The organism is Alcanivorax sp. NBRC 101098 (genome assembly GCF_001010505.1).
Classification (GTDB): Bacteria; Pseudomonadota; Gammaproteobacteria; order Pseudomonadales; family Alcanivoracaceae; genus Alcanivorax; species Alcanivorax borkumensis.
Genome location: NZ_AP014613.1, coordinates 893,537 through 917,271 on the forward strand (window position 1 = coordinate 893,537; position 23,735 = coordinate 917,271).

24 protein-coding genes and 1 tRNA gene are annotated in these 23,735 nt (G+C 54.6%); 19 read left to right on the forward strand and 6 right to left on the reverse strand.

All coding sequences use genetic code 11. The features are described 5' to 3' along the window. Window positions 1-165: 165 nt before the first annotated feature. From AS19_RS04145 to AS19_RS04155, 3 genes are all read left to right on the forward strand, one after another. Entirely contained in the window at window positions 166-861 is a 696-nt protein-coding gene (locus AS19_RS04145; RefSeq protein ID WP_011588066.1) for a GntR family transcriptional regulator, read from the forward strand. A 100-nt stretch (window positions 862-961) separates the two neighbouring features. Next, window positions 962-1,038: transfer RNA gene (locus tag AS19_RS04150), tRNA-Val, on the forward strand. A 113-nt stretch (window positions 1,039-1,151) separates the two neighbouring features. Then, window positions 1,152-1,616 carry a hypothetical protein gene (locus AS19_RS04155; protein ID WP_046961727.1) on the forward strand — a complete coding sequence of 155 codons (465 nt, stop codon included), beginning with the start codon at window positions 1,152-1,154 and terminating at the stop codon, window positions 1,614-1,616. A 138-nt stretch (window positions 1,617-1,754) separates the two neighbouring features. Here AS19_RS04155 and mltF read toward each other — a convergent pair whose 3' ends face one another. Continuing rightward, window positions 1,755-3,158 (reverse strand): membrane-bound lytic murein transglycosylase MltF, encoded by a 1,404-nt coding sequence (gene mltF, locus AS19_RS04160; protein WP_082116344.1) that lies wholly within the window; start codon window positions 3,156-3,158, stop codon window positions 1,755-1,757. 421 nt (window positions 3,159-3,579) lie between these two features. Here mltF and purL point away from each other — a divergent pair, with 421 nt between their 5' ends. The 3 genes from purL (at window position 3,580) to AS19_RS04175 (ending at window position 9,013) form a co-directional block, all read left to right on the forward strand. Then, a complete protein-coding gene (gene purL, locus AS19_RS04165) occupies window positions 3,580-7,485 on the forward strand; it encodes a phosphoribosylformylglycinamidine synthase (RefSeq protein WP_011588069.1) in 3,906 nt (1,301 codons plus the stop codon). A 398-nt stretch (window positions 7,486-7,883) separates the two neighbouring features. Continuing rightward, on the forward strand, window positions 7,884-8,576 hold the full coding sequence (locus AS19_RS04170; protein ID WP_011588070.1) for a PaaI family thioesterase: 693 nt from the start codon (window positions 7,884-7,886) through the stop codon (window positions 8,574-8,576). A 101-nt stretch (window positions 8,577-8,677) separates the two neighbouring features. Continuing rightward, window positions 8,678-9,013, forward strand: coding sequence for an NGG1p interacting factor 3 protein, NIF3 (locus AS19_RS04175; protein WP_046962276.1), 336 nt, complete (start codon window positions 8,678-8,680; stop codon window positions 9,011-9,013). Between the two features lie 17 nt (window positions 9,014-9,030). On the opposite strand, the gene AS19_RS04180 is transcribed toward AS19_RS04175, so the two are convergent. After that, window positions 9,031-9,588, reverse strand: a complete 558-nt coding sequence (locus tag AS19_RS04180; RefSeq protein WP_011588072.1) for an NUDIX hydrolase — start codon at window positions 9,586-9,588, stop codon at window positions 9,031-9,033. A gap of 337 nt (window positions 9,589-9,925) precedes the next feature. Here AS19_RS04180 and AS19_RS04185 point away from each other — a divergent pair, with 337 nt between their 5' ends. Further along, window positions 9,926-10,588 (forward strand): helix-turn-helix transcriptional regulator, encoded by a 663-nt coding sequence (locus AS19_RS04185; protein ID WP_231860969.1) that lies wholly within the window; start codon window positions 9,926-9,928, stop codon window positions 10,586-10,588. A gap of 71 nt (window positions 10,589-10,659) precedes the next feature. On the opposite strand, the gene AS19_RS04190 is transcribed toward AS19_RS04185, so the two are convergent. After that, window positions 10,660-10,938 (reverse strand): hypothetical protein, encoded by a 279-nt coding sequence (locus tag AS19_RS04190; protein ID WP_144412624.1) that lies wholly within the window; start codon window positions 10,936-10,938, stop codon window positions 10,660-10,662. A gap of 353 nt (window positions 10,939-11,291) precedes the next feature. Between AS19_RS04190 and AS19_RS04195 the strand changes: the two genes are divergently transcribed. Genes AS19_RS04195 through rssA form a run of 4 tightly spaced genes read left to right on the forward strand, consistent with a single transcriptional unit; the run spans window position 11,292 to window position 13,563 of the window. Next, the gene (locus AS19_RS04195) at window positions 11,292-11,864 is read left to right on the forward strand and encodes a CoA pyrophosphatase (protein ID WP_035460800.1); all 573 of its coding nucleotides are present in this window, start codon (window positions 11,292-11,294) and stop codon (window positions 11,862-11,864) included. A gap of 34 nt (window positions 11,865-11,898) precedes the next feature. Beyond that, window positions 11,899-12,435, forward strand: a complete 537-nt coding sequence (locus AS19_RS04200) for a gamma carbonic anhydrase family protein (RefSeq protein WP_035460797.1) — start codon at window positions 11,899-11,901, stop codon at window positions 12,433-12,435. Continuing rightward, window positions 12,428-12,637, forward strand: coding sequence for a DUF1289 domain-containing protein (locus AS19_RS04205; RefSeq protein ID WP_011588077.1), 210 nt, complete (start codon window positions 12,428-12,430; stop codon window positions 12,635-12,637). Before AS19_RS04200 ends, AS19_RS04205 begins: the two co-directional genes overlap by 8 nt. Next, a complete protein-coding gene (gene rssA, locus AS19_RS04210; protein WP_011588078.1) occupies window positions 12,634-13,563 on the forward strand; it encodes a patatin-like phospholipase RssA in 930 nt (309 codons plus the stop codon). The genes AS19_RS04205 and rssA overlap by 4 nt, the downstream gene beginning before the upstream one ends. Before the next feature lie 79 nt (window positions 13,564-13,642). Here rssA and AS19_RS04215 read toward each other — a convergent pair whose 3' ends face one another. After that, window positions 13,643-14,905 (reverse strand): HlyC/CorC family transporter, encoded by a 1,263-nt coding sequence (locus AS19_RS04215; RefSeq protein ID WP_046961731.1) that lies wholly within the window; start codon window positions 14,903-14,905, stop codon window positions 13,643-13,645. 175 nt (window positions 14,906-15,080) lie between these two features. After that, window positions 15,081-15,881: an inner membrane protein YpjD gene (locus AS19_RS04220; RefSeq protein ID WP_046961732.1), complete on the reverse strand. Its 801-nt coding sequence runs from the start codon at window positions 15,879-15,881 to the stop codon at window positions 15,081-15,083. A gap of 229 nt (window positions 15,882-16,110) precedes the next feature. Here AS19_RS04220 and ffh point away from each other — a divergent pair, with 229 nt between their 5' ends. The 5 genes from ffh to rplS all read left to right on the forward strand — a co-directional run bounded on the left by ffh (window position 16,111) and on the right by rplS (window position 19,899). Next, window positions 16,111-17,517, forward strand: coding sequence for a signal recognition particle protein (ffh, locus tag AS19_RS04225; protein WP_046961733.1), 1,407 nt, complete (start codon window positions 16,111-16,113; stop codon window positions 17,515-17,517). A gap of 378 nt (window positions 17,518-17,895) precedes the next feature. After that, window positions 17,896-18,144, forward strand: a complete 249-nt coding sequence (gene rpsP / locus AS19_RS04230) for a 30S ribosomal protein S16 (RefSeq protein ID WP_011588082.1) — start codon at window positions 17,896-17,898, stop codon at window positions 18,142-18,144. Then, window positions 18,144-18,734 (forward strand): ribosome maturation factor RimM, encoded by a 591-nt coding sequence (rimM, locus tag AS19_RS04235; protein WP_011588083.1) that lies wholly within the window; start codon window positions 18,144-18,146, stop codon window positions 18,732-18,734. The genes rpsP and rimM overlap by 1 nt, the downstream gene beginning before the upstream one ends. Next, on the forward strand, window positions 18,735-19,532 hold the full coding sequence (gene trmD / locus AS19_RS04240) for a tRNA (guanosine(37)-N1)-methyltransferase TrmD (RefSeq protein WP_011588084.1): 798 nt from the start codon (window positions 18,735-18,737) through the stop codon (window positions 19,530-19,532). 10 nt (window positions 19,533-19,542) lie between these two features. Beyond that, entirely contained in the window at window positions 19,543-19,899 is a 357-nt protein-coding gene (gene rplS / locus AS19_RS04245) for a 50S ribosomal protein L19 (protein WP_011588085.1), read from the forward strand. Between the two features lie 345 nt (window positions 19,900-20,244). Here rplS and AS19_RS04250 read toward each other — a convergent pair whose 3' ends face one another. Next, the gene (locus tag AS19_RS04250; protein ID WP_011588086.1) at window positions 20,245-20,499 is read right to left on the reverse strand and encodes a GlsB/YeaQ/YmgE family stress response membrane protein; all 255 of its coding nucleotides are present in this window, start codon (window positions 20,497-20,499) and stop codon (window positions 20,245-20,247) included. 185 nt (window positions 20,500-20,684) lie between these two features. Between AS19_RS04250 and xerD the strand changes: the two genes are divergently transcribed. The 3 genes from xerD (at window position 20,685) to alaC (ending at window position 23,724) form a co-directional block, all read left to right on the forward strand. After that, the gene (gene xerD, locus AS19_RS04255) at window positions 20,685-21,623 is read left to right on the forward strand and encodes a site-specific tyrosine recombinase XerD (RefSeq protein WP_011588087.1); all 939 of its coding nucleotides are present in this window, start codon (window positions 20,685-20,687) and stop codon (window positions 21,621-21,623) included. A gap of 45 nt (window positions 21,624-21,668) precedes the next feature. Beyond that, on the forward strand, window positions 21,669-22,412 hold the full coding sequence (locus AS19_RS04260; protein WP_011588088.1) for a DsbC family protein: 744 nt from the start codon (window positions 21,669-21,671) through the stop codon (window positions 22,410-22,412). A gap of 121 nt (window positions 22,413-22,533) precedes the next feature. Next, the gene (alaC, locus tag AS19_RS04265; RefSeq protein WP_035460794.1) at window positions 22,534-23,724 is read left to right on the forward strand and encodes an alanine transaminase; all 1,191 of its coding nucleotides are present in this window, start codon (window positions 22,534-22,536) and stop codon (window positions 23,722-23,724) included. Window positions 23,725-23,735 lie beyond the last annotated feature (11 nt).

Here is a 23,735-nt window from a genome sequence, read left to right on the forward strand (position 1 = left end):
ATCATTCTTGCTGTAGAAGACTCTGTGTTACTGGGAGTCAGTATGGCACCAATGTAGTGATTGTTGGTGGGTGAGGGTCAGTAAAGCCTGCACTTGGTGGCGGTTTTTTTGTGTACTATAGTCAGACAAAATGGACTGAATTGTTCAACAGGTACCGGGGGTTCGATGGGTTTCAAAGCAAAAGAAAGCCTCTCTGAGCAAATTGCCCAGCATCTTGCGCAGCAGATTATTCATGGCGATATGCTGGCGGGAGATCGCATTCAGGAACTCCGTGTGGCCGGTGAGCTTGATGTCAGCCGAGGTTCGGTCCGTGAGGCTTTATTGATCCTGCAGCGTCGCCAGCTTATCGACATTCTTCCTCGCCGTGGTGCCGTGGTGAAAGAGATGTCAGAGACCCATGTGCGTAATCTGTATGAAGTCATGCAGGTGCTGCTGGGTTTAGTGATTCGAAAGGCTATTAAAGTGGTTCGAGAAGAAGATATGGATTCTTTCATCGAACTGGTCCACGGGTTACAGGTGGAGGCTGAAGAGCGGGATTATGATGCTTTTTTTACTCTTAGTTTTCGTTTCCTGGAGCATCTTTATCCATTCGCGCGTAATGTTTTTGTGGAAGATGTGTTGATTAACATGCAGCCAGCTATGCAGCGGGCTTACTTCATGGCGTTGCATTTGGAGCCTGATGAAATAAAGGAGTGTTTGTCGTTCTTTAAGGCGTTGGTGGAAACTATTTTTCGCCGTGATGTACGCTCGGCGCTGGAAATTATTCGGGAATTTGCAGAGCATCAGTCGGAGCTGGTGGAAGAGTCCATCACCCGTGCTCGGCAGATTGAAACCGCCTGGGGTTCGCGACGTCGTAAGTAATTACTCCTCATTGTGTTGTGGATATTTGGCTGATGGCCGGTAATCTGCAACGGGGGTCTTGCCCTGACGGATCAAGCTGCATAGAATTGCCACCCTCTTTAGGCACGTAGCTCAGTTGGTTAGAGCACCACCTTGACATGGTGGGGGTCGGTGGTTCGAATCCACTCGTGCCTACCAGATTCAGACGAAGGGCTTGTCGCAGTAATTACTGCGACAAGCCCTTTTTCGTTTTCGCTTCTCCAGTGTCGCAATCGGTAGAATATGCGTTCCTCAAGCACGAGTATGGTTGCATGCATAACGCCGATTATTTGGGTGCTACCAGCCCGACCCTGATTTTGTATTTGCCGCATCGACCCAATGAAATGACCCTTGATGTTGCAGCATTGCTGGCGGCTAATTCCAATCATTGGCGTAAGATCGTGACCCTTCTGGCCAAGGTAGCCTGCCCGGTAGAGAGTGATTGGCGGCATTTTCGAGATGAGGTCTTGTTTCGGGAAACCGCGTTTTGTTTCATGCCGGAACTGGTGCAGGCACCGTGTTGGCATTGGATCGGGGGCAAGGAGAATCTGTCACGGTTCACCAGCTTGCAACACAATGCCCAGCATTTGCAGGCAGTACCGGGGGTCGCCATAGACCCGCAAAAGCGGTTGCTGTTAACGCCTTATCCTGATTATCGCCAACTCAGTAACGCACTCGTGGAACGTGTGCGTGGCTCTCTTGAAGAGCTGCGTTTCTACCACCGAAATGATGTATGAGGCGGCTTTGCTCTTTTTGCCTGAGCGGTGCGTGCAATTTGGATTTGGGTTTGGGGATGGCCTTGGTCGTACGCCGGCAGTAAGCACCGGGTGGGTTCGCGTGTTCAACGTGTGATTGCTAGGCAGATGGTGCTTGGATTAATTCAGAGCGATGAGTGTGTCATCACGACGACGGGAGTTTTCTGCCCATACTAAGAGATCGTAATAGCGCCGAATGTGACGGACATAGGCCACTGCTTGGCCGCCTGGCGCTGTTCCGTAGCGGAGTTGATCCGCGTAGGCGGGCTTGGCCAGTAGAGGCAGGCGTTGTTTAACGTCCTGCCAGTTGTCCGGGTTGCCGCCCTGGCGCTGGGTGAGTACGCGGGCATCTTCCAAATGCCCGTACCCCACATTGTAGGCAGCCAGTGCCATCCAGGTACGGCTGGGCTCAGGAATACGATCGGGAATCCGCGCATGGGTGCGGCGCAGGTAGCCGGCGCCGGCACGGATACTTTGTGATGGGTCAGTTCGATCGCTGATGCCCATCTGACGAGCAGTATTGTTCGTGAGCATCATCAAGCCTTTCACGCCGGTGGGCGAGATGGCTTGCGGGTCCCACAGGGATTCTTGGTAGGCGAGGGCGGCCAGTAAGCGCCAGTCAAAGCCGCTGTCTTCTTCAGCTTGCTTGAATAGATCTTCGTATAGAGGCAGTCGATCATCCAAGTGACGCATAAAGCTGCGCGCTGCGTAAAGGTTGAACTGTTCTACATGGCCGTAAAAACGGTCTTCCAGTTTGGCGGTGGTGCCGTCTGCCTTGGCCTGGGTCAGGTAACGCTGTGCTTCCTGGTATAGGCTTTTATCGTCTTTGGGGTTAAATGCCCACGACAGAGGCATGTCTCTGGCGACGGTGTAATCGGCGACCAGGTCGGGCCAGAGGGCTCTCTGCAGGGTATAGCTGTTGGAATTGATCAGGGTGTAATCCACTTGACCGTCTTCCACCAAGGCCAGTAATTGTTCCGGAGTGGCATTTTCCACTTCTTGGAATTCTAACTCTGGGCTCTCAAGCTGTGCCTTGAGAAGCAGCTCTGCGTGGCTGGAACCTGCGCTTACGGCAATGGTTTGCTGGTTAAGTTGGCTTAGGTCAGTAATTCGGGGGCTGGTAAGGCGGCGGACTAGCAGAACATCGACATTCTGGTAGGCGGTGCTGAAACGCAGACTCTTGCTACGTTCTGGAGTGGCGATCAGGCCGGCTGCGACAATATCAGCGGTACCTTTGCGGATGGCATATCGAATGTAGGACAGGTCGTCGGATTCGAGGATACGCAACTCCACGCCCTGGCTGTCAGCGAACCCTTTGGCGAGTTCATACTCCATACCGGTGAAGCCGTGCTGGTCTTCGTAATAGGTGGTGTTGGATGGACGCGTCAGGACCACCAGCTCGCCACGGGCCATGATGCGCTCTATGGCAGAGGGGCTGGGATGCATCGCTAACATTAGCCCCAATACGCTGAGCAGCGCCAGCGAGGCGAGCAAATGCTTGCTATGTCGAAAGAGTTCTGTCACTTGGTGATCTACCTCTACCAGGTTGTCCAGACAGATGGCTGCTGCTTATTGTCAATCAGCGGAAGACTAGATGCTGTCGTTATGATCTCATATTTGTGATCCATATCACAAAATTGAGGCGCGACTCTATCATCGGCAACTGACTGTTCTGTATGCCTTTGTCGAACAATTGCTCTTTTTTTGCACAATTTTAGAGGTTAACAGGTGAGCATTAAATTGTATATCGTGGGCTGTGTGTGGGCGATTCGTCCATGCTTGATAGCAGAGTAAGAGCGAGCAAGAAGTATACTGCCTTGCGCTGCAATTGGGCGGCTTGAGAGGCTGCGAGCGGCGAGCAAATCCCGTATCATTGCCAGCCTAAATAAATGCCTTGAACATCTGGCACCCCTCAATCCCCATTGGTAATCATATAAGGCGCACTATGCTGATCCTCTCCGGAAGCCCGGCCCTGTCCGCATTTCGTAAGGAAAAACTGCTCGAGTCCTTGAATGGCGTATCGGCCTTGTCGGCGCGCTATGTGCATTTTGTGGAGTTGTCGATGCCGCTCAATGCTGCACAACACCAGGTGCTGGAAGGTTTGCTTGAGTATGGCCCCAGTGTTGAAGAAGCCCAGGTTGAGGGGCAGCGTTTTGTGGTGGTGCCGCGCCCAGGCACCATTTCGCCTTGGTCTTCCAAGGCAACGGATATTTGTCATAACGCTGGCCTTACTCAGGTGGAGCGCATTGAGCGCGGGATTGAGTATCGACTGGACGGTGAAGGTGATCGAGATACTCTGGCTGCCGCCCTACATGACAGAATGGTAGAAGTGGTGCTGCCCGAGCTGGATGCCGCCGTCACCTTGTTTACCCATCACCAGCCACGGGAATTGACGACCGTGGATATTCTTGGCGGGGGCCGGGCGGCGCTGGAAACCGCCAATGGTGAGTTGGGGCTGGCGCTGGCTGCGGATGAGGTTGAATACTTGGTGGAGCAGTTTATTGCGTTGGGGCGTAACCCGTCCGATGCGGAACTGATGATGTTTGCCCAAGCCAATTCCGAGCACTGCCGCCACAAGATTTTCAATGCGGATTGGACTATTGACGGTGAAGAGCAAGATCTGAGCCTATTCGGGATGATCCGTAATACCTACAAGCATTCACCAGATGGGGTGCTGAGCGCTTACAGCGATAATTCCTCGGTGGTGGCCGGCCCGGTGGCAGACCGCTTTTTCCCGGTGCCGGGCAGCCAGCAGTATCAGTTCGTCAACGAACCGGTACATATGTTGATGAAGGTAGAGACTCACAATCATCCCACGGCGATTGCACCGCATCCGGGGGCGGCCACCGGCTCTGGCGGTGAAATCCGTGATGAGGGAGCGACAGGTCGTGGCTCTAAGCCCAAAGCTGGCCTAAACGGTTTTTCCGTGTCCAACTTGAATATTCCCGGTTTTGGTCAGCCCTGGGAGCAACCGTACGGCAAACCTGGGCGTATTGCCTCAGCGCTGGATATCATGATCGAAGGGCCGGTTGGTGCGGCGGCCTTTAATAATGAATTTGGCCGTCCGAACCTGTGTGGTTATTTCCGCACCCTGGAAATCAGTGCTCCGGGCGTTAACGGTGATGAGGTGCGCGGCTACCACAAGCCAATTATGATCGCCGGTGGCCTAGGTAACATTCGCGACGGCCATGTGGAAAAGAATCCCATTCCCGCCGGTGCCAAGATTATTGTGTTGGGTGGCCCGGCCATGTTGATCGGGCTGGGGGGAGGGGCGGCGAGCTCCATGGCCTCGGGGCAGTCTGCGGAAGCGCTAGATTTTGCCTCGGTGCAACGTGAGAACCCGGAAATCGAACGGCGGGTGCAGGAAGTGATCGATCGTTGCTGGGCTCAAGGGGACGATAACCCGATTGTGTCCATTCACGATGTGGGCGCTGGCGGTTTGTCCAACGCCTTGCCTGAACTGGTACACGACCATGATATGGGTGCCAAGCTGGAGTTGCGCAAGGTGCCCAGTTCTGAGCCCGGTATGAGCCCGGTAGAGATTTGGTGTAATGAGGCTCAGGAGCGGTATGTGTTGGCGGTGATGCCAGAAGACGTGCCCGGCTTCGACGCCATCTGCCAGCGTGAACGCGCACCCTATGCGGTACTGGGTGAGGCGACGGATGAAGAGCACTTGACCGTCAGCGATGAACATTTTGGCAAGGCGCCGGTGGATCTGCCCATGGATCTGCTGTTCGGCAAGCCGCCGAAAATGCTGCGCAGCTTCGAGCGCGAAGACTTTGTGCGCCAGTCGTTCAGCACCGAAGCTATTGACCTCAAGGATGCCAGTGAGCGGGTCTTACGCTTGCCGTCTGTGGCCTCCAAGAGCTTCTTGATCACCATCGGGGATCGCTCCATTACCGGGCTGGTGCACCGTGATCAAATGGTTGGCCCTTGGCAGGTGCCGGTGGCTGATTGTGCGGTAACCGCGACCGGTTTTAATCCCAACGCAGAGGGCAAAAGCACTGGCGAGGCCATGGCCATGGGGGAGCGTACCCCAGTGGCATTGGTGGATGCGGCGGCGTCTGGTCGTATGGCGGTGGCCGAATCAATCACCAATATTGCCGGTGCACACCTGGGCGACCTGGGCCAGATTAGTATGTCGGCCAACTGGATGGCAGCGGCGGGCCACCCTGGTGAAGACCAGGCCTTGTTTGATGCGGTGAAAGCGGTGGGTATGGATCTATGCCCGCAGCTGGGCATTGCCATTCCGGTGGGTAAGGACTCGCTATCCATGCGTACGGTGTGGAACGACAAGGGCATCGATAAAAGTGTGACTGCGCCCATGTCGCTAGTGATTTCTGCATTTTCCACGGTCACCGATATCGACCTGACGGTGACCCCGGAACTGAAAACTGGCGTGGAGAGTGAGTTGCTGCTGTTGGATCTGGGCCGTGGCCAGAATCGTATGGCTGGCTCTGCTCTCGCACAAGTGTACGGCAAGGTCGGTGACATTGCCCCGGACTTGGATGATGCCAAAGACCTGATTGCCTTTTTCGAAGTGACTCAACAGTTGCTGGCTGAGCGCAAACTGCTGGCTTACCATGATCGTTCCGACGGCGGCCTGTTCACCACACTGGTGGAAATGGCGTTCGCTGCTCGTACAGGTTTGGATATCACCTTGGATCATCTGGCTGGTGATACGCCGGAAGCCATTGCGGCCCTGTTTAGCGAAGAGTTGGGCGCCGTGCTGCAGGTTGAAAAAGCCCAGGCTGACGCGGTGATAGCGCGCTATGCGGAAGCCGGGCTGGGCCAGTGTGTTCATTGTCTAGGCCAACCGGATGGCGACGATGTTATCCGTCTGCGCTTGGGCGGCGGTACTTTACTGGAAACCCCGCGCCGGGAGTTGCAGCGTATCTGGGCAGAAACCAGCTACCAGATTCAGTCTTTGAGGGATAACCCGGATTGTGCTCGCCAGGAATTCGATGCCATTGCGTATAGCAATGGCCCGGGCCTGAACGTGCGGTTGACCTTCGATATGACGGAAAACCCTGCAGCCCCGTTTATTGGCTCTGCCTCCATCAATACTGGCAGCAAACCGCAAATGGCCATCCTGCGCGAGCAGGGCGTTAATGGTCAGACGGAAATGGCTGCAGCGTTTGATCGTGTGGGCTTCTCCGCCGTTGATGTGCACATGAGTGATTTGCTCGAAGGCCGTGTGAAGCTGGATGATTTCAAGGGCTTGGTGGCCTGTGGCGGTTTCTCCTACGGCGATGTGCTAGGTGCTGGCGGAGGCTGGGCCAAGACGGTGCTTTATAACGAAGAGATGCGTGAAGCTTTTAATCGTTTCTTCTTCCGTGAAGACACCTTTGCGCTTGGGGTTTGTAATGGCTGCCAGATGCTGTCGCATTTGAAAGATTTGATTCCCGGTGCTGAGCACTGGCCGCGTTTTGTGCGCAACCTGTCAGAGCAGTTCGAGGCGCGCACATCCCTCGTGGAAGTGCAGGACTCTCCCTCCATTCTGCTGCAAGGCATGGCCGGTACGCGAATTCCCATTGCGGTAGCCCATGGGGAAGGTCGTGTGGAGCTGGCGGACGATGCATTGAATCGCAATCTCGAGCAGCGGCTGGTGAGCCTGCGTTACGTGGATGGCTTGGGGAATCCGGCGCAACAATACCCGGCCAACCCCAATGGTTCGCCACAGGGTGTGACCGGTTTTACCACCACTGACGGCCGCGTCACTATTATGATGCCGCATCCCGAGCGGGTGTTCCGTGTGCTGCAAAATAGCTGGATTCCGGATGACTGGCGCGGCCACGAAAATGGCCCCTGGTTGCGGATGTTTGCCAACGCCCGGAAATGGGTAGGATGAAAATCGGTTAAAAAGCTAAAGTGAAAAGAGTAGAAGGCGGAAACGGGGTGACCCTTTCCGCCTTTTTTATGTTCTGTTCGGGCCTTGAGCCAGTCCCTGTCTCCGCTCAGAATCAAGCGATGGTTTGATGGCGTGTTGCCGTCAGTTTCCCGTAGCCTCAGCCCGTTGTATTTCCATGCCTGAAAAAAATCTTTGGGGCCAGGGAGCGGCAAGAGGCCTACAAAACCGGGCCTGTGCCCAGCGATTTTTTCAGTGCCGCCGTATCAGTGCGGCTAGGCGCAGCTGGCCGAGCGTTTGATCCGTGCACAGGCGGGTATAATTATCTTGGCTGGCATGGCGATATCCAGGCCGTCCACGCGCAAGGCATTTGGCTGATGCCTAAGAGTTTGGGGTAACGTATGACGAAAACCACCTATCATTTTCGAGATATTCGTGTGGCGGAAACGCCTGAGCCTTCCTCTCGTGCTCAGCTGCATCGTCAGCTGGGGCAGGAGCTCGCGGGCCTTAATGAACAGGTGCTACGCCTGGATGCATCGCAGGCCAAGTTGCAGGATTACATTGCTCAGGTGCAACTATTGCGACAGGCATTGCAGCAGGAAGGGCAGCGCGATTACAACCAGATTCTGCAGCGCATGCTGACCGGGGAAGCAAGTGGCGATGATGTGACCGATCTGGTGGATTTTGAAATCCTTACTGGTAAGGCATCACCGCTTTCGCCGCCGTTGGAATTGTGGCTGGATGGCGACTGCGTGCGCGGGCGGGCCACTTTCGGTTCGGTGTTTCAGGGACCTCCAGGACGGGTGCACGGTGGCGTGCTTGCACTGGCATTGGATATGTTGATGGCCAAGACGCAGGATTATGTTCGCCAGCTCGGCATGACCGGTACTCTCAATATTCGCTATCTGGCGGCTACTCCGTTGAACACGCCAGTGGATTTTGAGGCCCGGTTGGTTTCTTTAGAGCGCCGTAAATTACGCTGCGAAGGCAGTGTATGGGTGAATGGCGTGCAGTCAGTGTCGGCAGAAGGTGTCTGGATTTCGGCCCAAGGTGAATATGAGTTGAAACCGGAGTGTGGTGAGTTGAAAGTGTAAAGCTGGAACCCGTGTTGGCGCGTAAGTTGCGCGGCATTGATTGCCGTTTGTACTTGCGGGCGCCGTTTGGCGTAACCAATGATAATCGCGAGGAGGCCACAATGGAGGAGCTGCATTACAAGCTGTGTTTCTATGTGCCCGTTAGCCATGTTGAGCAGGTGAAAACTGCCATATTCGAAGCGGGAGCAGGACACTTGGGCGATTATGACTGTTGCAGCTTCCAAACTTTGGGGCAGGGGCAATTTCGCCCCTTGCCAGGGAGTAAGCCTTTTTTAGGTGAGCAGGATCAGGTGGAAGTAGTGGAAGAATACCGGGTGGAAACGCTTTGCCTTGAGTCGTGTCTGCAAGCGGTGATTAGCGCTCTGCGTCTGTCCCACCCCTACGAAGAGCCTGCCATTGACTTGTGGAAACTGGAGCGGTTGCCCGGCACACACTGAGTGCGGCCGGTGCCGTGTCACTCCTCTTGGGGGCGGCGTTTGAGCGGCTGGATGTCTTGGGTGCGAACCGGGAAATCGTTGCGCTCTAGGTCGTCGATATAAAACCGCAAGGTGCGGCCGATGGTGGGAAACGCCAGTTCATCCCAAGGGATGTCATCCAGGGAAAAGAGGCCGGCGTCACTGCTTTCTTCCCCGACGCCGTATTTACCGTCTTCCACGTCACCAAGAAAGAAAACATACACCTGATTGATATGCGGCAAATTGAAAACTGTATACAAGTCGCCAATGGCTACCGTGGCGCAGGCTTCCTCCCACGTTTCCCTGGCCGCACCCTCCTGCAGCGTTTCTCCATTTTCCATGTAGCCAGCCGGTAGCGTCCAATAGCCTTTGCGTGGCTCAATGGCGCGCTTGCAGAGCAGCACTTTACCTTCCCATATGGGCACAGCACCCACCACGATCTTGGGGTTCTGATAATGGATCGTCTCGCAATCCGGACACCAGTAGCGGGGGCGGTTGTCCCCTTCAGGGATACTGAACTGCAGGTTGGGGTTGCCGCAATGGCTACAGAATTTCATGAAAAACTCACTATGAGGGGGGTGTTTAACGCCCCGGAAGATATCGCCTCAACGCAAACCATTCATTTGGGGTATGAATGATTTGACAATTGCCTGTAGAAAATGAAAGTGGCATTATTTGTGACGTATGCCACAAATTTGCAGATATTTAATATATCGCAGATAGAGCCGGTGCTCTTGAAAACGGTGGCAATAGACTAGCGATCTTGGTTAATAGAAGCCAGTCATGCGACATGACCCGTTTGGTAATGTAGCATGGCGGCGTTTCTTAGCCCCTTGGCTATGCACTTGGGGTAGGGGCATTGATTGGGGAGGGTACATTGATATGGATGTGTCGATGGCGCACAGGACCCGTGACGAGAGTAAAACCTATTTGGTGGTTTCGCATTGCAACAATCTTGCAATCCGGCTTTTAGCGAAATCAATTGAAAACCAGCGTGGCGTATCCTGCACAGCAATCAGCAGTGAAGATCTTTTCTGTGATCAGATTCAGGATGACTTGGTTCTCATCAATGTGCTGGACTTTTCCACCCCGGAAATCGAAGGGTTGCTTGGTCGTATCCAGGAGCACATGCCGCTGTGTCGGGTAATTCTGGTTAATGCAGATCGAGACGATAATATTTTTTTCTTGCTTAACTGGCCGGTAGTCAAAGGGGTTATCTACCAGCAGGATAGCGACGCGCTTATTTCCAAGGCGTTGGATGAGGTCTGCAAGGGACGTAGCTGGTTCCCGCGCAGTTACATGGATTATCTGGTCCGTCACCGCAAAACCCCGACTCGGTGTGGGCATATCTTTGAAAGCCTCACGAGCCGTGAAAGGCAAATGCTGGACCATGTGGTGCGAGGCATGAGCAACCACGAAATCGCTGATGCTATTTGCCTGAGCACACATACGGTGAAGGCGCATTTGCAAAGCCTGTATCGCAAGGTGGGGGTGAAAAGCCGGGTGGGCGTGATGCGTTGGGTGCATGAAAACCACTTGGAAGAGAGCGGAGAGTAATTCTGCGTGAGCGTCATCTCCCCCCGGCGTGATTGTGTTATTGGCCCCTTTCTGGCAGATCCCGGCATCGTTTAGATCCCAGTACCGTATCGGCTCACCACCGCGAGGTTTTCCCTGCTGAGCTGGATGATGTCGGCCTGGTTGGCGTAATCCTTTTGCTGACATGAGGCGCTAAGGCTTAGCTCCTCCCGTTGAAGAGTGGCGGCGCTCCTTCCCTGTTGGGTAATATCCGCTTTATTTCCCGTGGGTGTTTCATTGAAAAATGAAAGGTCGGTAGCGTTCGCCTGTGCCATCAGAATCAACAAGAGTCCGGCAAGAAAAAGGCGAGCGGTGGCGTCCTCTGTCATCATGTTCATCCCTGATAATTAAACCCCATGCGCTCAGTTTTACGCGATTTTTCCTGCAGTGAAATTCGCCATTGGGGCCGAATTTATCAGCGTTCTACTAGTCGATAGGGTAATAGAAAGCGGAGCGATTGCGCACTTTGGTTAGTTGGTTTTCAGGGGAAATGGCGGGATGCGTATGGTGTAGGGGGTTGAGAGCCCGTTAGCAGTTAGTTCGTTTGGCGTAAGTCAAAAGTTTACCGTGCCCCAAAAAGGGGGATGGGTTTGTGACCGATGGTCGGCAATGGGCTTTGACAAGGCTTGCTCAGGGCGCCCGGGCTGTTCAAACTAGCGTTTGAATTTGTGAATTGGAGAAGGGTGTGCTTGAGCAGCTCAGGCAGCGTTTGCCGGATTACAGACGCACAGAATTGTCCCTGGCCTTACCTGAGGCCGCTGTTTTAATGCCGTTAGTGGATGTGCCTGACCCCCAGATCATCCTGACGGTTCGCTCCAATTCCATGCCCACTCATGCGGGCGAAGTGGCCTTTCCTGGAGGCAAGCGGGATCCAGGCGACAAAGATTTGTTGATGACCGCTTTGCGAGAAAGCGAAGAAGAAGTTGGGTTGTCACCGGATTATGTGGATGTGCTCGGGCAATTATCTCCCTTGGCGTCCCGTTATGGTATGAAAGTGACGCCCTTTGTGGGCATTGTTCGTCCTGACGTGGAGCTGCAAGCGGAGCCCGGTGAGATTGACACGATTTTTCAGGTTCCCTTGCAGTTTTTCCTGGATGAGATACCAGAGCTTTCCAGCCCTATCGATGTGTTTGGTCGCCAGTTTCGTATTCCCAGCTATTACTATGAAGACAAGCGTATTTGGGGCCTAACCGCCTTCATGATTCTGGACTTGATCAACCATGTTTATGACGCAGGCATTGAGTTCGAAGTGAAATAACCCGCCGCTGGGTATCAGTAAAAAGGGGAAAGGCATGATTTATAAGATTGGTGAGCGTCGCTTAGAGCAACGTGGTGGTGGCCACTGGATAGCGGATAACGCCACCGTCATCGGCTCGGTGATCATGGAAGCCAACAGCAGTATTTGGTTCAACGCGGTGCTGCGAGCGGATAACGATGTCATAGAAATTGGTGAGAATACCAATATTCAGGACGGTGCTGTATTGCACGTGGACCCGGGTGTGCCCATGAAACTGGGCAAGGATGTGACGGTGGGGCACAAAGTCATGTTGCATGGCTGTACGGTGGGTAATAACAGCCTGATCGGTATCAATGCGGTGGTGCTCAACAAAGCGGTCATTGGCAATAACTGTATCATTGGCGCGAACTCCCTCGTGCCGGAAGGCATGAAAATTCCCGACAACTCCTTGGTTATGGGGTCACCTGCCAAGGTAGTGAAAGAAATTGGTGAGGGGCATAAGGCTATGTTGACCATGGGCAGCATGCACTATGTGGCCCACGCGAAAGAGTTTGCTCAGCACCTGGAGGTGGACGAGCGGTTCCATGACTGAAAGACAGCTAGTGTCGCCGTGTGTGTCGATTTGCGCATTGGATGAAGATGATATCTGTGTGGGCTGTTTTCGTACCGGTGGAGAGATTTCCATCTGGGGGTTGCTCTCGGATGATGAAAAGCGAGAAGTGTTTCGCCGTATTGATCAGCGCATGAATGGCGAGCCAGCCCCCTGCGTAGTGCGTAAGGAGAACGATAAATGACGACCGAGATGGGTAGCCAAGAGCCCGTCCAGCCTGTTGTCGGCTTGGCGTTAGGCAGTGGCTCGGCCAGGGGGTGGGCACATATTGGCGTTATTCAGGCGCTGGATGAGATCGGCGTTCATCCTCAGGTGGTGGCAGGTACCTCTATTGGCGCCTTGGTGGGCGGCGCTTATGTCACCGGTTCGCTCAACGCCTTTGCCGATTGGGTCGAGTCCCTGACGGTGAAAGATGTATTTGGTTTGCTGGATATCAGCTTTTCCGGAGGTATGGTGAAGGGGGAGAAGCTGTTTAGCTTTTTCCAGAACAACCACGATAATCCCGAAATAGAAACCCTGGATAAGAAGTTGGTCACCGTTGCCACGGACATGGCCAGCGGCCGCGAAGTTTGGATAACCAAAGGGCGCATGTTGGATGCTGCACGGGCTTCTTGTGCTTTGCCTGGCCTGTTTTCTCCGGTGAAGATGCAGGGGCGCTGGATGCTCGATGGCGGTTTGGTTAACCCCGTACCTGTTTCTGCGGCTCGAGCCATGGGTGCAGATGTTGTGATCGCGGTAAACTTGAATGCTCAGCTGGTGGGCGCTCACCTGTCACGGGACACTCGTAGCCAGGCAGAGGGTGAAGAGAGCACCGCTGAAGAGCGCAGCATCTGGCAAAAAATGATGGATTATTTTGCCTCAGGCGATGGTCAGGACCCGGGGTTTTTTGATGTAGTGGCGTCTAGTATCAATATCATGCAGGACCGTATTACCCGCTCGCGTATGGCTGGCGACCCACCAGAGGTGACACTGGTGCCAATGCTGGAAGATTTTGCGCTGATGGACTTCCACCGCGCGAAGGAAGCGATAGCAGAAGGGCGTGCGCTGGTTAAACGCTATGAAGCCGATATTCTCGCTTGGGTGGGTTCGCCGATCGCGGACAGAGTTTGAAGCTGCTGGATAATTGAGGGCTGGCGTTGGCGTTCCGCCTGCGCTTCTCGCACAGTAATCAATTATCCATCCGTAGTGATTAATTAACTTCTGCCCTCCTCGCTCTCACAGCCTTCACCATATTGTCTTTCACTTGCAAGATTTCAATCAGGTACCGGTCGATTCTTACCGAGATGTTGGCGTCGGGAATGTCCTGAAGGTACTCCAGAATCAGGCCGTTCAACGTCTTTGGGCCATCAGTGGGGAGTTCCCATTGCAAGGCGCGGTTAATGTCTCGCAAGGTAGAGGAGCCATCAATCACGTAGCTGCCGTCTTCCTGTGGGTGAATGTCCTGGCTGGTGGCGGCCAGGTCGGTGGTAAATTCGCCGACAATTTCTTCGAGAATATCTTCCAGGGTGACCAGGCCGTGTACGTCTCCGTATTCATCTACGACTATGCCGATGCGGCGCTTGGCATTCTGGAAATTGATTAATTGCTGGTGCAGGGAGGTCGCTTCCGGGACGAAGTAAGGCTCGACGGTGTACTGCATTAGCTCGGCCTTGTTGATTTCCTCCTTGAGCAGTAAACGGCTCAATTTACGCAGGTGTAATAGGCCGATCATATTGTTCGGGTCGCCGTTGAATACGGGTAAACGAGTGTGCTGACTGGAGCGCAGAGTGGTGAGGATGTCGTGCATGTCATCATCCAGATCGATTCCCACCATCTCGTTACGGGGGACCATAATGTCCTCCACGGTGACAGTTTCCAGATCAAGAATGTTAAGCAACATTTTCTGATGATTTTCTGGGATTAGGCCGCCGGCTTCATTCACCACGGTGCGCAGCTCTTCTGGGCTGAGGTGGTCGTCATCATGCTCGTTGGGGCGAATGCCGCCCAACCGTAGTAGCATGCTGCTAACTCCGTTCACCATCCATACCAGGGGCGCGAGCACAACCTGCAAAGGCTTAAGGATCAGGCTGGCGGGAAAGGCTACCCGCTCTGGGCGCATGGCAGCATAGGTCTTTGGGGTGATTTCCGCGAACACCAACATGATGATGGTGATTACCACCGGGGCCACTGCTGCGCCGCTGTCGCCTAACCAGCGGATGGCCAAAATAGCGGCTACGGTAGCGGCAAAGTTATTGACGAAATTGTTGCCGATCAGAATGACAGACAACAGACGGTCTGTTCGTTTGAGCAGGGTTTCGACCCGTTTGGCCGCTTTTTGACCTTGGCGGGCCAAATGCCGAAGCCGGTAACGATTGATCGCCACCATGCCGGTTTCACTACTAGAAAAAAAAGCAGAAACAAGAATGAGAATAACCAGGGCGCTAATCAGCAACCCGTCAGAGTAGGTATCCAAAGGAAATATCGTTTATCCGCCAGTCGGCCCGCTATTGTTCGGGCCGAGGGGTTGAGGTGTCAAGGAAAGCGGGAGCGAGTTGGAAGTTAAAAGTGGAACCGTGGGCACGGCCTTAGCCCGTTGCTGCGGCCGCCGCCGCACTCTTCCCCTTTGGCGGCACAACTTTTTATCGTTTTCAGCGTTTCAATATGAATTCTAGAACTAGTTGGCTGCCGAAGAAGGCGACTAGCAACATGGCAAAACCGCTAAGAGTGAAGCGAATGGCTGTGTGCCCTCGCCAGCCGCGTAGATGACGACCGCCAAGTAGAATAGCGAACACTACCCAGGATATGAGCGTCAGCACTGTTTTATGCATCAGATGCTGAGCAAATAAATTATCTACGTAAAGGAAGCCGCTGAGTATGGCGATGGTGAGTAGGATCTCGCCCAGCCAAATGGCTTCAAATAACATGGATTCCATGACCTGGATGGGCGGGAATACGCGCATTACCCCCCGGATGTGGCCATTTTTAAGCTGCCGATCCTGCACCCAAAGCAGAATCGACTGGCACGCGGCTAAGGCCAGTATTGCGTAAGCAATAATGGAAAGCAGCACGTGGGCGCCAAGCCCGTGGGTTAGTGGGTGAGCGGTATAGCCCGTGTTTACCCATAGCATGGCGGGAATGGTAGCCGCCGCAAACGGGTACACGAGAGCGGATATCCACTCGAAAGGACGATACAGGCTAGACGCAAGCACCACGGCGGCACCCGTCACGGCTGTGGCGGAGGCAATGGGGAACAACCCTAGCTGCAGCCCTTCGTCGGTGATCATCACCTGCCAAAGACTGGCTCCATGGGCAATCACGGCCAATGTGCCGGGGATCAGGATGCTGGCCCGGGATGGCACGGTCTTGCCGCGAAATTGTCGATACAGGATCAGGCAGGCGGTGAGATACAAAATAAACGCCGCGAAGCCGGTGATCACGGAAAAGTTCATAAGCCGTTGTTATCCGAAGTAGGCGCCCGGGTATAAAATTCCGGACCAAGCCCGCTGAAGTCTGGCATAGGCGCCAGTTGTCTATCAACAATCATTCTCATTTTGTGTTCGGATGAGTGTGTTACGGTCGTGCCCCATGACGTTGATGCCCAAGGAGGGCTATAATTGCGCCCCTGTCACTGCGGCAGGCATGCCTGGCCGCAGACATGGTGCATTTGGAGGTAGACCCATGTTCGAGAATCTCACCGATCGGTTGGGATCGTCGCTTAAAAGCCTGGCAGGTCAGGGTTCCCTGACCGAAGACAATATCCGCGACACCCTGCGCGAAGTGCGCAAGGCACTGCTGGAGGCCGACGTGGCCTTGCCGGTGGTGAAAGAGTTTGTCGAGCAGGTAAAAGAAAAAGCCTTGGGGCAGGAAGTGTTGCAGAGCCTGAACCCTGGCCAAGCGTTCGTAAAGATCGTCAACGACGAGCTTGTCCATACCATGGGCGACGCCAATGATGGTCTGGATTTGGCTACTAAGCCTCCAGCCATTATTTTGATGGCGGGTTTGCAGGGGGCAGGTAAAACCACGTCCGTAGCCAAGCTTGCGCGCTTCCTGCAAGAGCGGGAGAAGAAGAAGGTCATGGTGGTGTCTGCGGATGTTTACCGCCCGGCGGCTATTGAGCAGCTGAAAACCTTGGCTGGTGAGGTGGAGACTCACTTCTTCCCGTCTTCCAGCGATCAGGATCCGGTGGATATTGCCAATGCGGCGCTGGATGAAGCCCGTCGTCGCTATATGGACGTGCTGATCGTTGATACCGCTGGTCGTCTCCATGTCGATGAAGACATGATGAGCGAAATTAAGCGTCTACACGGCGCTATTAGCCCGGTGGAAACCCTGTTCGTGGTCGATGCCATGACGGGTCAAGATGCGGCGAATACCGCCCAGGCTTTCAATGAGGCTTTGCCTCTCACCGGTGTGATCCTTACCAAGGCCGATGGTGACTCCCGCGGTGGTGCTGCGCTGTCCGTACGCCAGCTTACTGGTAAGCCCATCAAGTTTATCGGCATGGGTGAGAAAACTGATGCCTTGGAGCCGTTTCACCCGGATCGTATTGCCAGCCGGATCCTCGGCATGGGCGATGTGTTGTCCTTGGTGGAAGAAGCCGAGCGCAAGCTGGACAAAAAGAAAGCCGAAAAAATCGCCAAGAAGTTCAAGAAAGGCAAGGCGATGGACTTCGAGGATCTGAAGGACCAGTTCCAACAGATGCGTAATATGGGCGGTATGGCCGGCCTGCTCGACAAGCTGCCGGGCATGGGCGGGATGATGGAAGCAGCCCAAGATCCGGCTGCCATGAAGCAAATGAAGCACATGGAAGCGTTGATCGATTCCATGACGCCGAAAGAGCGTCGCAACCCGGAATTGCTCAAAGGGTCACGTAAGAAACGTATTGTCGCCGGTGCCGGCCTGGAAATTCAGGACCTGAATCGTCTCATCAAGCAGCAAAAAATGATGGCCAAGATGATGAAGAAGATGCGTACCAAGGGTGGCATGAAGAACATGATGCGGGGTATGGAAGGTATGATGGGAGGGGGAGGCCAAGGCGGCCCCGGTGGCGGCATGGGTGGCCCAGGTGGCATGCCGCCGATGTAGGAACAGCGTCAAGGCGCAAGCTGTAGAGCGCGGGCAGAGCGGGCGGCAAGGTCTACCCCTCTGCCCGCGTTGCGTTTGGGGTGCGAGGTAGTCTGAACGCTATGCAGCACGGTCTCTCCTGTTAAGCCCGGCAATGCTTGACCGCCCTGCGGTACAGGTTCTCGCTACGAGAGGCCTGCACTCAAAAAGGTGTTTTCACAAGCGCATGAAAATGCACGGAGTGTGGTGCTTGTTGCCTGCTCCGACTCCCTGTATAATTCGCGCCCTTCGCGGCCTCTGCGTGTTTCTCACGGGTGGCTTTCAAGCGGATACGATGGTCGGAGCGTCTTGTTGATGGTTCGGCCGGGAAACCGGATTGATAAATAAGGTAAGTAAACCATGGTAGTTATTCGTCTCGCTCGCGGCGGTTCCAAGAAGCGCCCGTTCTATAGCATCGTTGTTGCAGATAGCCGTTACGCACGTGATGGTCGTTTTATCGAGCAACTGGGTTTCTACAACCCCATCGCCCGTGGCGGTGAAATCCCTCTCAAGCTGAACTTAGAAAGCCTGGATGCCTGGGTTGCTAAGGGTGCACAGCTGTCTGACCGTGTTAAGACCCTTGCCAAACAGGCCCGTAAGGCAGCCTGATGGCAGAGCGAGGACAATCCTCTTCGGCTGAAGGGGGCGCGTCCTCCCAGCTGGTGGTAGTCGGCCGCATCCTTGGGGTGCACGGCGTCAAGGGGTGGGTAAAGGTGTATTCCTATACCGACCCCATGGTCAACCTCCAGCAGTACCAGCCCTGGCACCTGAAACAGGGCGCCCTGAACTCAGGCGGTTCTAGCGCTGCTGGAACATGGAAACCGGTGAAAGTGACCGGCTTTCGGCCTCAAGGGAAAGGGTTGATCGCGCAACTGGAAGGCGTATCCGACCGGGAAGCTGCGGCGGCCTTGGTGGGGCAGGATATCGGCGTACCTGCCGATTTGCTGCCGCAATCAGGCCAGGGTGAGTATTATTGGCGCGACTTGATTGGCCTACGGGTAAAACATGTGAATGGCATGGACCTGGGCAGCGTGACGCGCATGGTGGAAACCGGTGCCAATGACGTGGTCGTGGTGCGTGGGGACCGCAATAGCCTGGATCGGCGTGAGCGTCTGATTCCTTGGCTTCCGGAGGACGTGATCACTGCGATTAGCCTAGAAGACGGCGAAATGACGGTGGATTGGGATCCGGACTTTTAAATGATGACGACGAAGCCTACGTTTGCCGTCACTCTGGTAACGTTGTTTCCGGAGATGGCACAAGCGATTACTGGCTTTGGCGTTACTCGGCGGGCTGTCGATAATGGTCAGCTGCAGGTGGAAACGGTGAACCCTCGGGACTTCACCGAAGACCGCCACCGTACCGTGGATGATCGCCCTTTTGGGGGCGGCCCTGGCATGGTGATGAAAGTGGAGCCGCTGGCGAAAGCCTTACAGGCTGCACGCGTCGCCAACCCGGCAGCCAAAGTGATTTACCTGTCCCCTCAGGGGCAGCCGTTAACCCAGGCCAAGGCCACGGCGTTAGCGGAACAGCCTGGCCTAATATTGCTGGCCGGGCGCTATGAAGGCGTAGACGAGCGTTTGCTCGATGCCGAGGTGGATGAGCAAATTTCCATCGGCGACTACGTACTCAGCGGTGGTGAATTGCCAGCGCTGGTGCTGATCGATGCGGTTAGCCGATTGATACCCGGAGTGTTGGGTCACCAAGACTCCGCCGAGCAGGACTCTTTTTCGGGTGAATTCGAAAACTTGCTCGATTGCCCGCACTACACCCGCCCGGAGGTGTATGGCGAGCAGGCAGTGCCACCGGTACTGCTCAGCGGCAATCATGAACTGATTCGCCGCTGGCGCCTTAAGCAGGCGTTGGGACGGACCTGGCAACAGCGTCCAGACCTGCTGGAGGCCCGCCGGGCGCGGGGCTTGAGCAAAGAAGAGCAACAGCTGCTGGACGAATACATCGCCGAGCAGCCGTCGCATACAGCAAAAACTACTGATTAGGAGCACTGCCATGAGTGGCAAGAACCTTATTATCCAGGGCATCGAAGAAGCCCAGCTGAAGTCCGAACTTCCGGAATTCAGTGCCGGTGACACTGTTACCGTGCAAGTGAAAGTAAAGGAAGGTACCCGCGAGCGTCTGCAGGCGTTCCAGGGTGTGGTTATCGCTCGTCGTAACCGTGGGCTGAACTCTGCTTTCACTGTGCGTAAAATCTCCCACGGTGTCGGTGTTGAGCGTGTATTCCAGCTGCATAGCCCGCTGATCGATTCCATCGAAGTGAATCGTCGTGGTGATGTTAGCCGCGCTAAGCTTTACTACCTGCGTGATCGCTCAGGCAAGTCTGCACGGATCAAAGAAAAAATCCGGTAGATTGCGGATTCCTTCTACCGCGAGTGAATGTTGGTTTAGCCTTTGCTGTAGGGCATGCGAAATCAACCTCTGGCCCGGTAGATTGCTCCAACAAAAAAGCCGCTTCCCGTAAAGGAAGCGGCTTTTTTGGGTCCGCTCTGCGGCTTAAATATCCGCAAAGAGCGACAACTCCAAGCCACAAAGCTGCAACGCAGGAGCCGCTTTGCAGTTGCATTAAACGCGGTGCCTGGGTTTCGGTGAGCGTTGATTCTACAAGGGACTCTGCCTCATTTTGATTACAGCGCGAACCCCCTGCTTTTTGTGCTAAGCAGGAGCTTGGATCCTCGTGCGGCTTGCAGCTGTTTGCTAAAACTTTTTCATCTGCCGGTACAGAGCCAGCAGTACCAATGCACCGATAATGGCGGTGACAAAGCTGCCTAGGCTGAACCCGCTGACCGAACCGCCTAGGCCAGTGATGGAGCCTAGCCAGCCACCGACCACAGCACCCGCGATACCGATTAGGGTGGTGACAATGAAGCCGCCCGGATCCTTTCCAGGCATAATCCATTTAGCAATGATACCGGCGATAAGACCGAATACGATCCAAGATAAAATTCCCACGATTGCTCTCCTTGGTAACGGTTTCTAATCAATGTTGCTCGTCTCCATTGTTGCCTTTAATGGCAGGGTTTGTCGTTAACATGGCCGGGTGTGGGGGTAATATTTAGTAAAACCGCCCACGGATATCCATGGTAATGCCCGCGTAACACGTTGTTTTCTCTTTTTGCATAAGGCTTGATGGCGTCATGGTAACGGCAATCGATGGACAGCTCACCGAGGACCACCGCCGGCTGATTGATAGCTGGCTGGATCAGCAGTGGCTGGAAAAAGGACTGAGTGAGCATAGTTTGTCTAATTATCGTCGCGACCTCAGCCAGTTGGCTTGCTGGTTGCAAGGGCAGCGGGTAGCCCTGCTCGGTTGCGAGCGTTATCAACTGCTGGAGTTTTTGGCCTACCGGCACCAGCAGGGCCTCAGTGCCCGCTCAGTGGCTCGTCAGTTGTCTGCGGTGAAAAGCTTTTACCGTTGGCTTAAGCGCGAAGGGCGTATTAGTGAAGATCCTGCCCTGCTGATTGAGCGTCCCAAACTGGGGCGGCCGTTACCGAAAACGCTGAGCGAAGCGGATGTGGAGGCGCTGTTGGCGGCGCCGGACCTGTCCACCCCCTTAGGGTTGCGCGACCGGGCCATGCTGGAGGTGTTGTACGCCACCGGCTTACGGGTCACTGAATTGGTGACGTTGACGCAAAGTCAGGTAAACCCCCGCCAAGGCGTGATTCGTGTGATAGGCAAGGGCGACAAGGAACGCTTGGTGCCGTTGGGCGAAGAGGCACTGCACTGGCTGGAGCGTTATCTGCGTGAAGGACGGGCGTTGCTGATGGGGGGGGCTGCAACGCCTGGCAACCAGGAGCTACTGTTTCCCAGCCGCCGTGGCACCTGCATGACCCGACAGACATTCTGGCATCGAATCAAGCAGCTAGCAGTGGTCGCAGGGGTGCAAAAAAAGCTCTCTCCCCATACACTGCGGCATGCTTTTGCCACTCACTTGTTGAATCACGGTGCAGATTTGCGGGTGGTGCAATTGTTGTTGGGCCATTCGGATCTCTCGACCACGCAAATTTATACCCATGTGGCGCAGCAGCGGTTACAAGACGTATACCAGAAACATCACCCTCGATCGGGAACTTGAGCCTGTTGGCGGGTTCTTACGGTTAAGAGAAGGAGTAACGACACAATGAAAAAAGGTTTGCTGTTTGTATTATTGGGGCTGATGACCGCCTGTGGGGCCAGTTCTGAAGGTAATAAAGGGAACGCCGAAATCGATGGTGATCAAGCCAAAGCGGCGTTCGAGAACGCTTTTGACGGGGTTGAAGTCAGTGATGTGCGCGCTGCCCCCATGGCGGGCATGCTTGAGCTTGAAGTGAACGGTGGTGAAACCGTTTATATGAGTGAGAATGGCCGCTTTGTGATGGTCGGTAAGTTGCTGGAGCTAAAAGACGGGGAGGTGATCAACCCGGCCGAGCAGCGACTAGAAAAAGTTCGCGCCGACGGCATCAAGACGTTAAACAAGGACGACATGATCTCTTACGTGGCGCCTGAAGAGACAGCAGAAGTGTATGTGTTCACTGATATTACCTGCGGATATTGCCGTAAATTGCACCGCCATATTGAGGAATACATGGACTCGGGCGTGACTGTCCATTACCTGGCCTTCCCTCGTGGTGGCCCTACCACCAAGGCGGCAGCGGCCATGCGCCATATCTGGTGCGCAGAAGATCGCCTTCAAGCACTGACCGATGCCAAGCTCAACGAAAAGGTTAGCGATGCCGAGCTGGGTGAGTGTGCCAAGCCAGTGGATGAGCAATACCCATTGGGCTTGAAATTTGGGGTGCGTGGTACACCGGCAATCTATACCTCTGAGGGCAAGCAACTGGGGGGGTATTTACCACCGAAAGATTTGCTCAAGCGACTGAACTGATCAGTCTGAACCCCCCGTATTACGGCGGTTTGCTGCTGTAAACACAGGGCGGATACATTGACGGCGCCGAGCTGCGCCGTTAATGTGTCCGCCTTCTTTTATTCCCACCCAAGGTGTTGTCGTGGAAACTGATTTCCAGCGAATCCGTCGTTTGCCTCCCTATGTCTTCAACATTGTTGGAGAGATGAAGGCAGCCGCGCGAGCACGGGGTGAGGATATTATCGATTTCAGCATGGGTAACCCGGATCAGCCCACACCGAAGCACATTGTCGATAAGCTCACAGAGACCGCCCAACGAGGAGATACCCACCGTTATTCGCAGTCACGTGGTATTCCTCGCTTACGCAAGGCGATGACAGATTGGTATCAGCGCCGATATGAGGTGGATCTGGATCCGGAATCCGAAGCTATTGTTACCATCGGCTCCAAAGAGGGGTTGGCGCACTTGGCGCTGGCTACGATGGGCCCAGGCGATACGGTATTGGTGCCGAACCCTAGCTACCCGATCCATCCCTACGGCTTTGTGATTTCCAACGCGGATATCCGCCATGTCCCTATGGTTAAGGGCGTGGATTTCTTTGTCGAGTTGGAGCGGGCGATCAAGGAATCTTGGCCCAAGCCGAAAATGTTGGTGCTCAATTTTCCTGGCAATCCCACCGCGCAGTGCGTGGAGCTGGAATTCTTCGAGAAAGTGGTCGCTATCGCCCGTGAGCATCAGATTTGGGTGGTGCACGATATCGCCTATGCAGATATCGTGTTCGATGGCTACAAAGCACCGTCCATTCTTCAGGTAGAGGGAGCCAAGGATGTGGCGGTGGAGTTCTTTTCCCTATCCAAAAGTTACAACATGCCTGGTTGGCGGGTGGGTTTCTGTTGCGGCAACAAAGACTTGATCCATGCCCTAGCCCGGATCAAATCGTACATGGACTACGGTACTTTTACGCCGATCCAGGTGGCGGCTATCGCGGCCCTCGAAGGGGACCAGAGTTGTGTTGCGGAAATCTGCGAGATGTACCGTCAACGGCGGGATGTATTGGTAGAAGGCTTGGGCGACATTGGTTGGCCGGTTGAAAAACCCCGCGCCACCATGTTTGTTTGGGCGGAAATTCCGGAACCCTATCGGGCCATGGGCTCGCTGGAGTTTTCCAAGAAACTGCTTATCGAAGCCGGTGTAGCAGTGTCGCCAGGCGTGGGTTTTGGTGATTATGGCGATGATCATGTGCGCTTTGCACTGATTGAAAACGAACAACGTACCCGGCAGGCCATGCGCGGCATCAAAAAGATGTTCCGTCAGGATGGGTTGCTGGACTAACAGGATGCGCC

Excerpts from the sequence above, each read along its gene's own strand:
- rssA (WP_011588078.1), top strand. The coding sequence starts at position 12,634 with ATGACGACCGAGATGGGTAGCCAAGAGCCCGTCCAGCCTGTTGTCGGC.
- trmD (WP_011588084.1), top strand. The coding sequence starts at position 18,735 with ATGATGACGACGAAGCCTACGTTTGCCGTCACTCTGGTAACGTTGTTT.
- rpsP (WP_011588082.1), top strand. The coding sequence starts at position 17,896 with ATGGTAGTTATTCGTCTCGCTCGCGGCGGTTCCAAGAAGCGCCCGTTC.
- AS19_RS04180 (WP_011588072.1), bottom strand. The coding sequence starts at position 9,588 with ATGAAATTCTGTAGCCATTGCGGCAACCCCAACCTGCAGTTCAGTATC.
- AS19_RS04260 (WP_011588088.1), top strand. The coding sequence starts at position 21,669 with ATGAAAAAAGGTTTGCTGTTTGTATTATTGGGGCTGATGACCGCCTGT.
- AS19_RS04155 (WP_046961727.1), top strand. The coding sequence starts at position 1,152 with ATGCATAACGCCGATTATTTGGGTGCTACCAGCCCGACCCTGATTTTG.
- rimM (WP_011588083.1), top strand. The coding sequence starts at position 18,144 with ATGGCAGAGCGAGGACAATCCTCTTCGGCTGAAGGGGGCGCGTCCTCC.
- xerD (WP_011588087.1), top strand. The coding sequence starts at position 20,685 with ATGGTAACGGCAATCGATGGACAGCTCACCGAGGACCACCGCCGGCTG.
- AS19_RS04220 (WP_046961732.1), bottom strand. The coding sequence starts at position 15,881 with ATGAACTTTTCCGTGATCACCGGCTTCGCGGCGTTTATTTTGTATCTC.
- AS19_RS04175 (WP_046962276.1), top strand. The coding sequence starts at position 8,678 with ATGGAGGAGCTGCATTACAAGCTGTGTTTCTATGTGCCCGTTAGCCAT.
- AS19_RS04145 (WP_011588066.1), top strand. The coding sequence starts at position 166 with ATGGGTTTCAAAGCAAAAGAAAGCCTCTCTGAGCAAATTGCCCAGCAT.
- AS19_RS04200 (WP_035460797.1), top strand. The coding sequence starts at position 11,899 with ATGATTTATAAGATTGGTGAGCGTCGCTTAGAGCAACGTGGTGGTGGC.
- purL (WP_011588069.1), top strand. The coding sequence starts at position 3,580 with ATGCTGATCCTCTCCGGAAGCCCGGCCCTGTCCGCATTTCGTAAGGAA.
- AS19_RS04170 (WP_011588070.1), top strand. The coding sequence starts at position 7,884 with ATGACGAAAACCACCTATCATTTTCGAGATATTCGTGTGGCGGAAACG.
- ffh (WP_046961733.1), top strand. The coding sequence starts at position 16,111 with ATGTTCGAGAATCTCACCGATCGGTTGGGATCGTCGCTTAAAAGCCTG.
- AS19_RS04185 (WP_231860969.1), top strand. The coding sequence starts at position 9,926 with ATGGCGCACAGGACCCGTGACGAGAGTAAAACCTATTTGGTGGTTTCG.
- AS19_RS04205 (WP_011588077.1), top strand. The coding sequence starts at position 12,428 with ATGACTGAAAGACAGCTAGTGTCGCCGTGTGTGTCGATTTGCGCATTG.
- AS19_RS04190 (WP_144412624.1), bottom strand. The coding sequence starts at position 10,938 with ATGATGACAGAGGACGCCACCGCTCGCCTTTTTCTTGCCGGACTCTTG.
- rplS (WP_011588085.1), top strand. The coding sequence starts at position 19,543 with ATGAGTGGCAAGAACCTTATTATCCAGGGCATCGAAGAAGCCCAGCTG.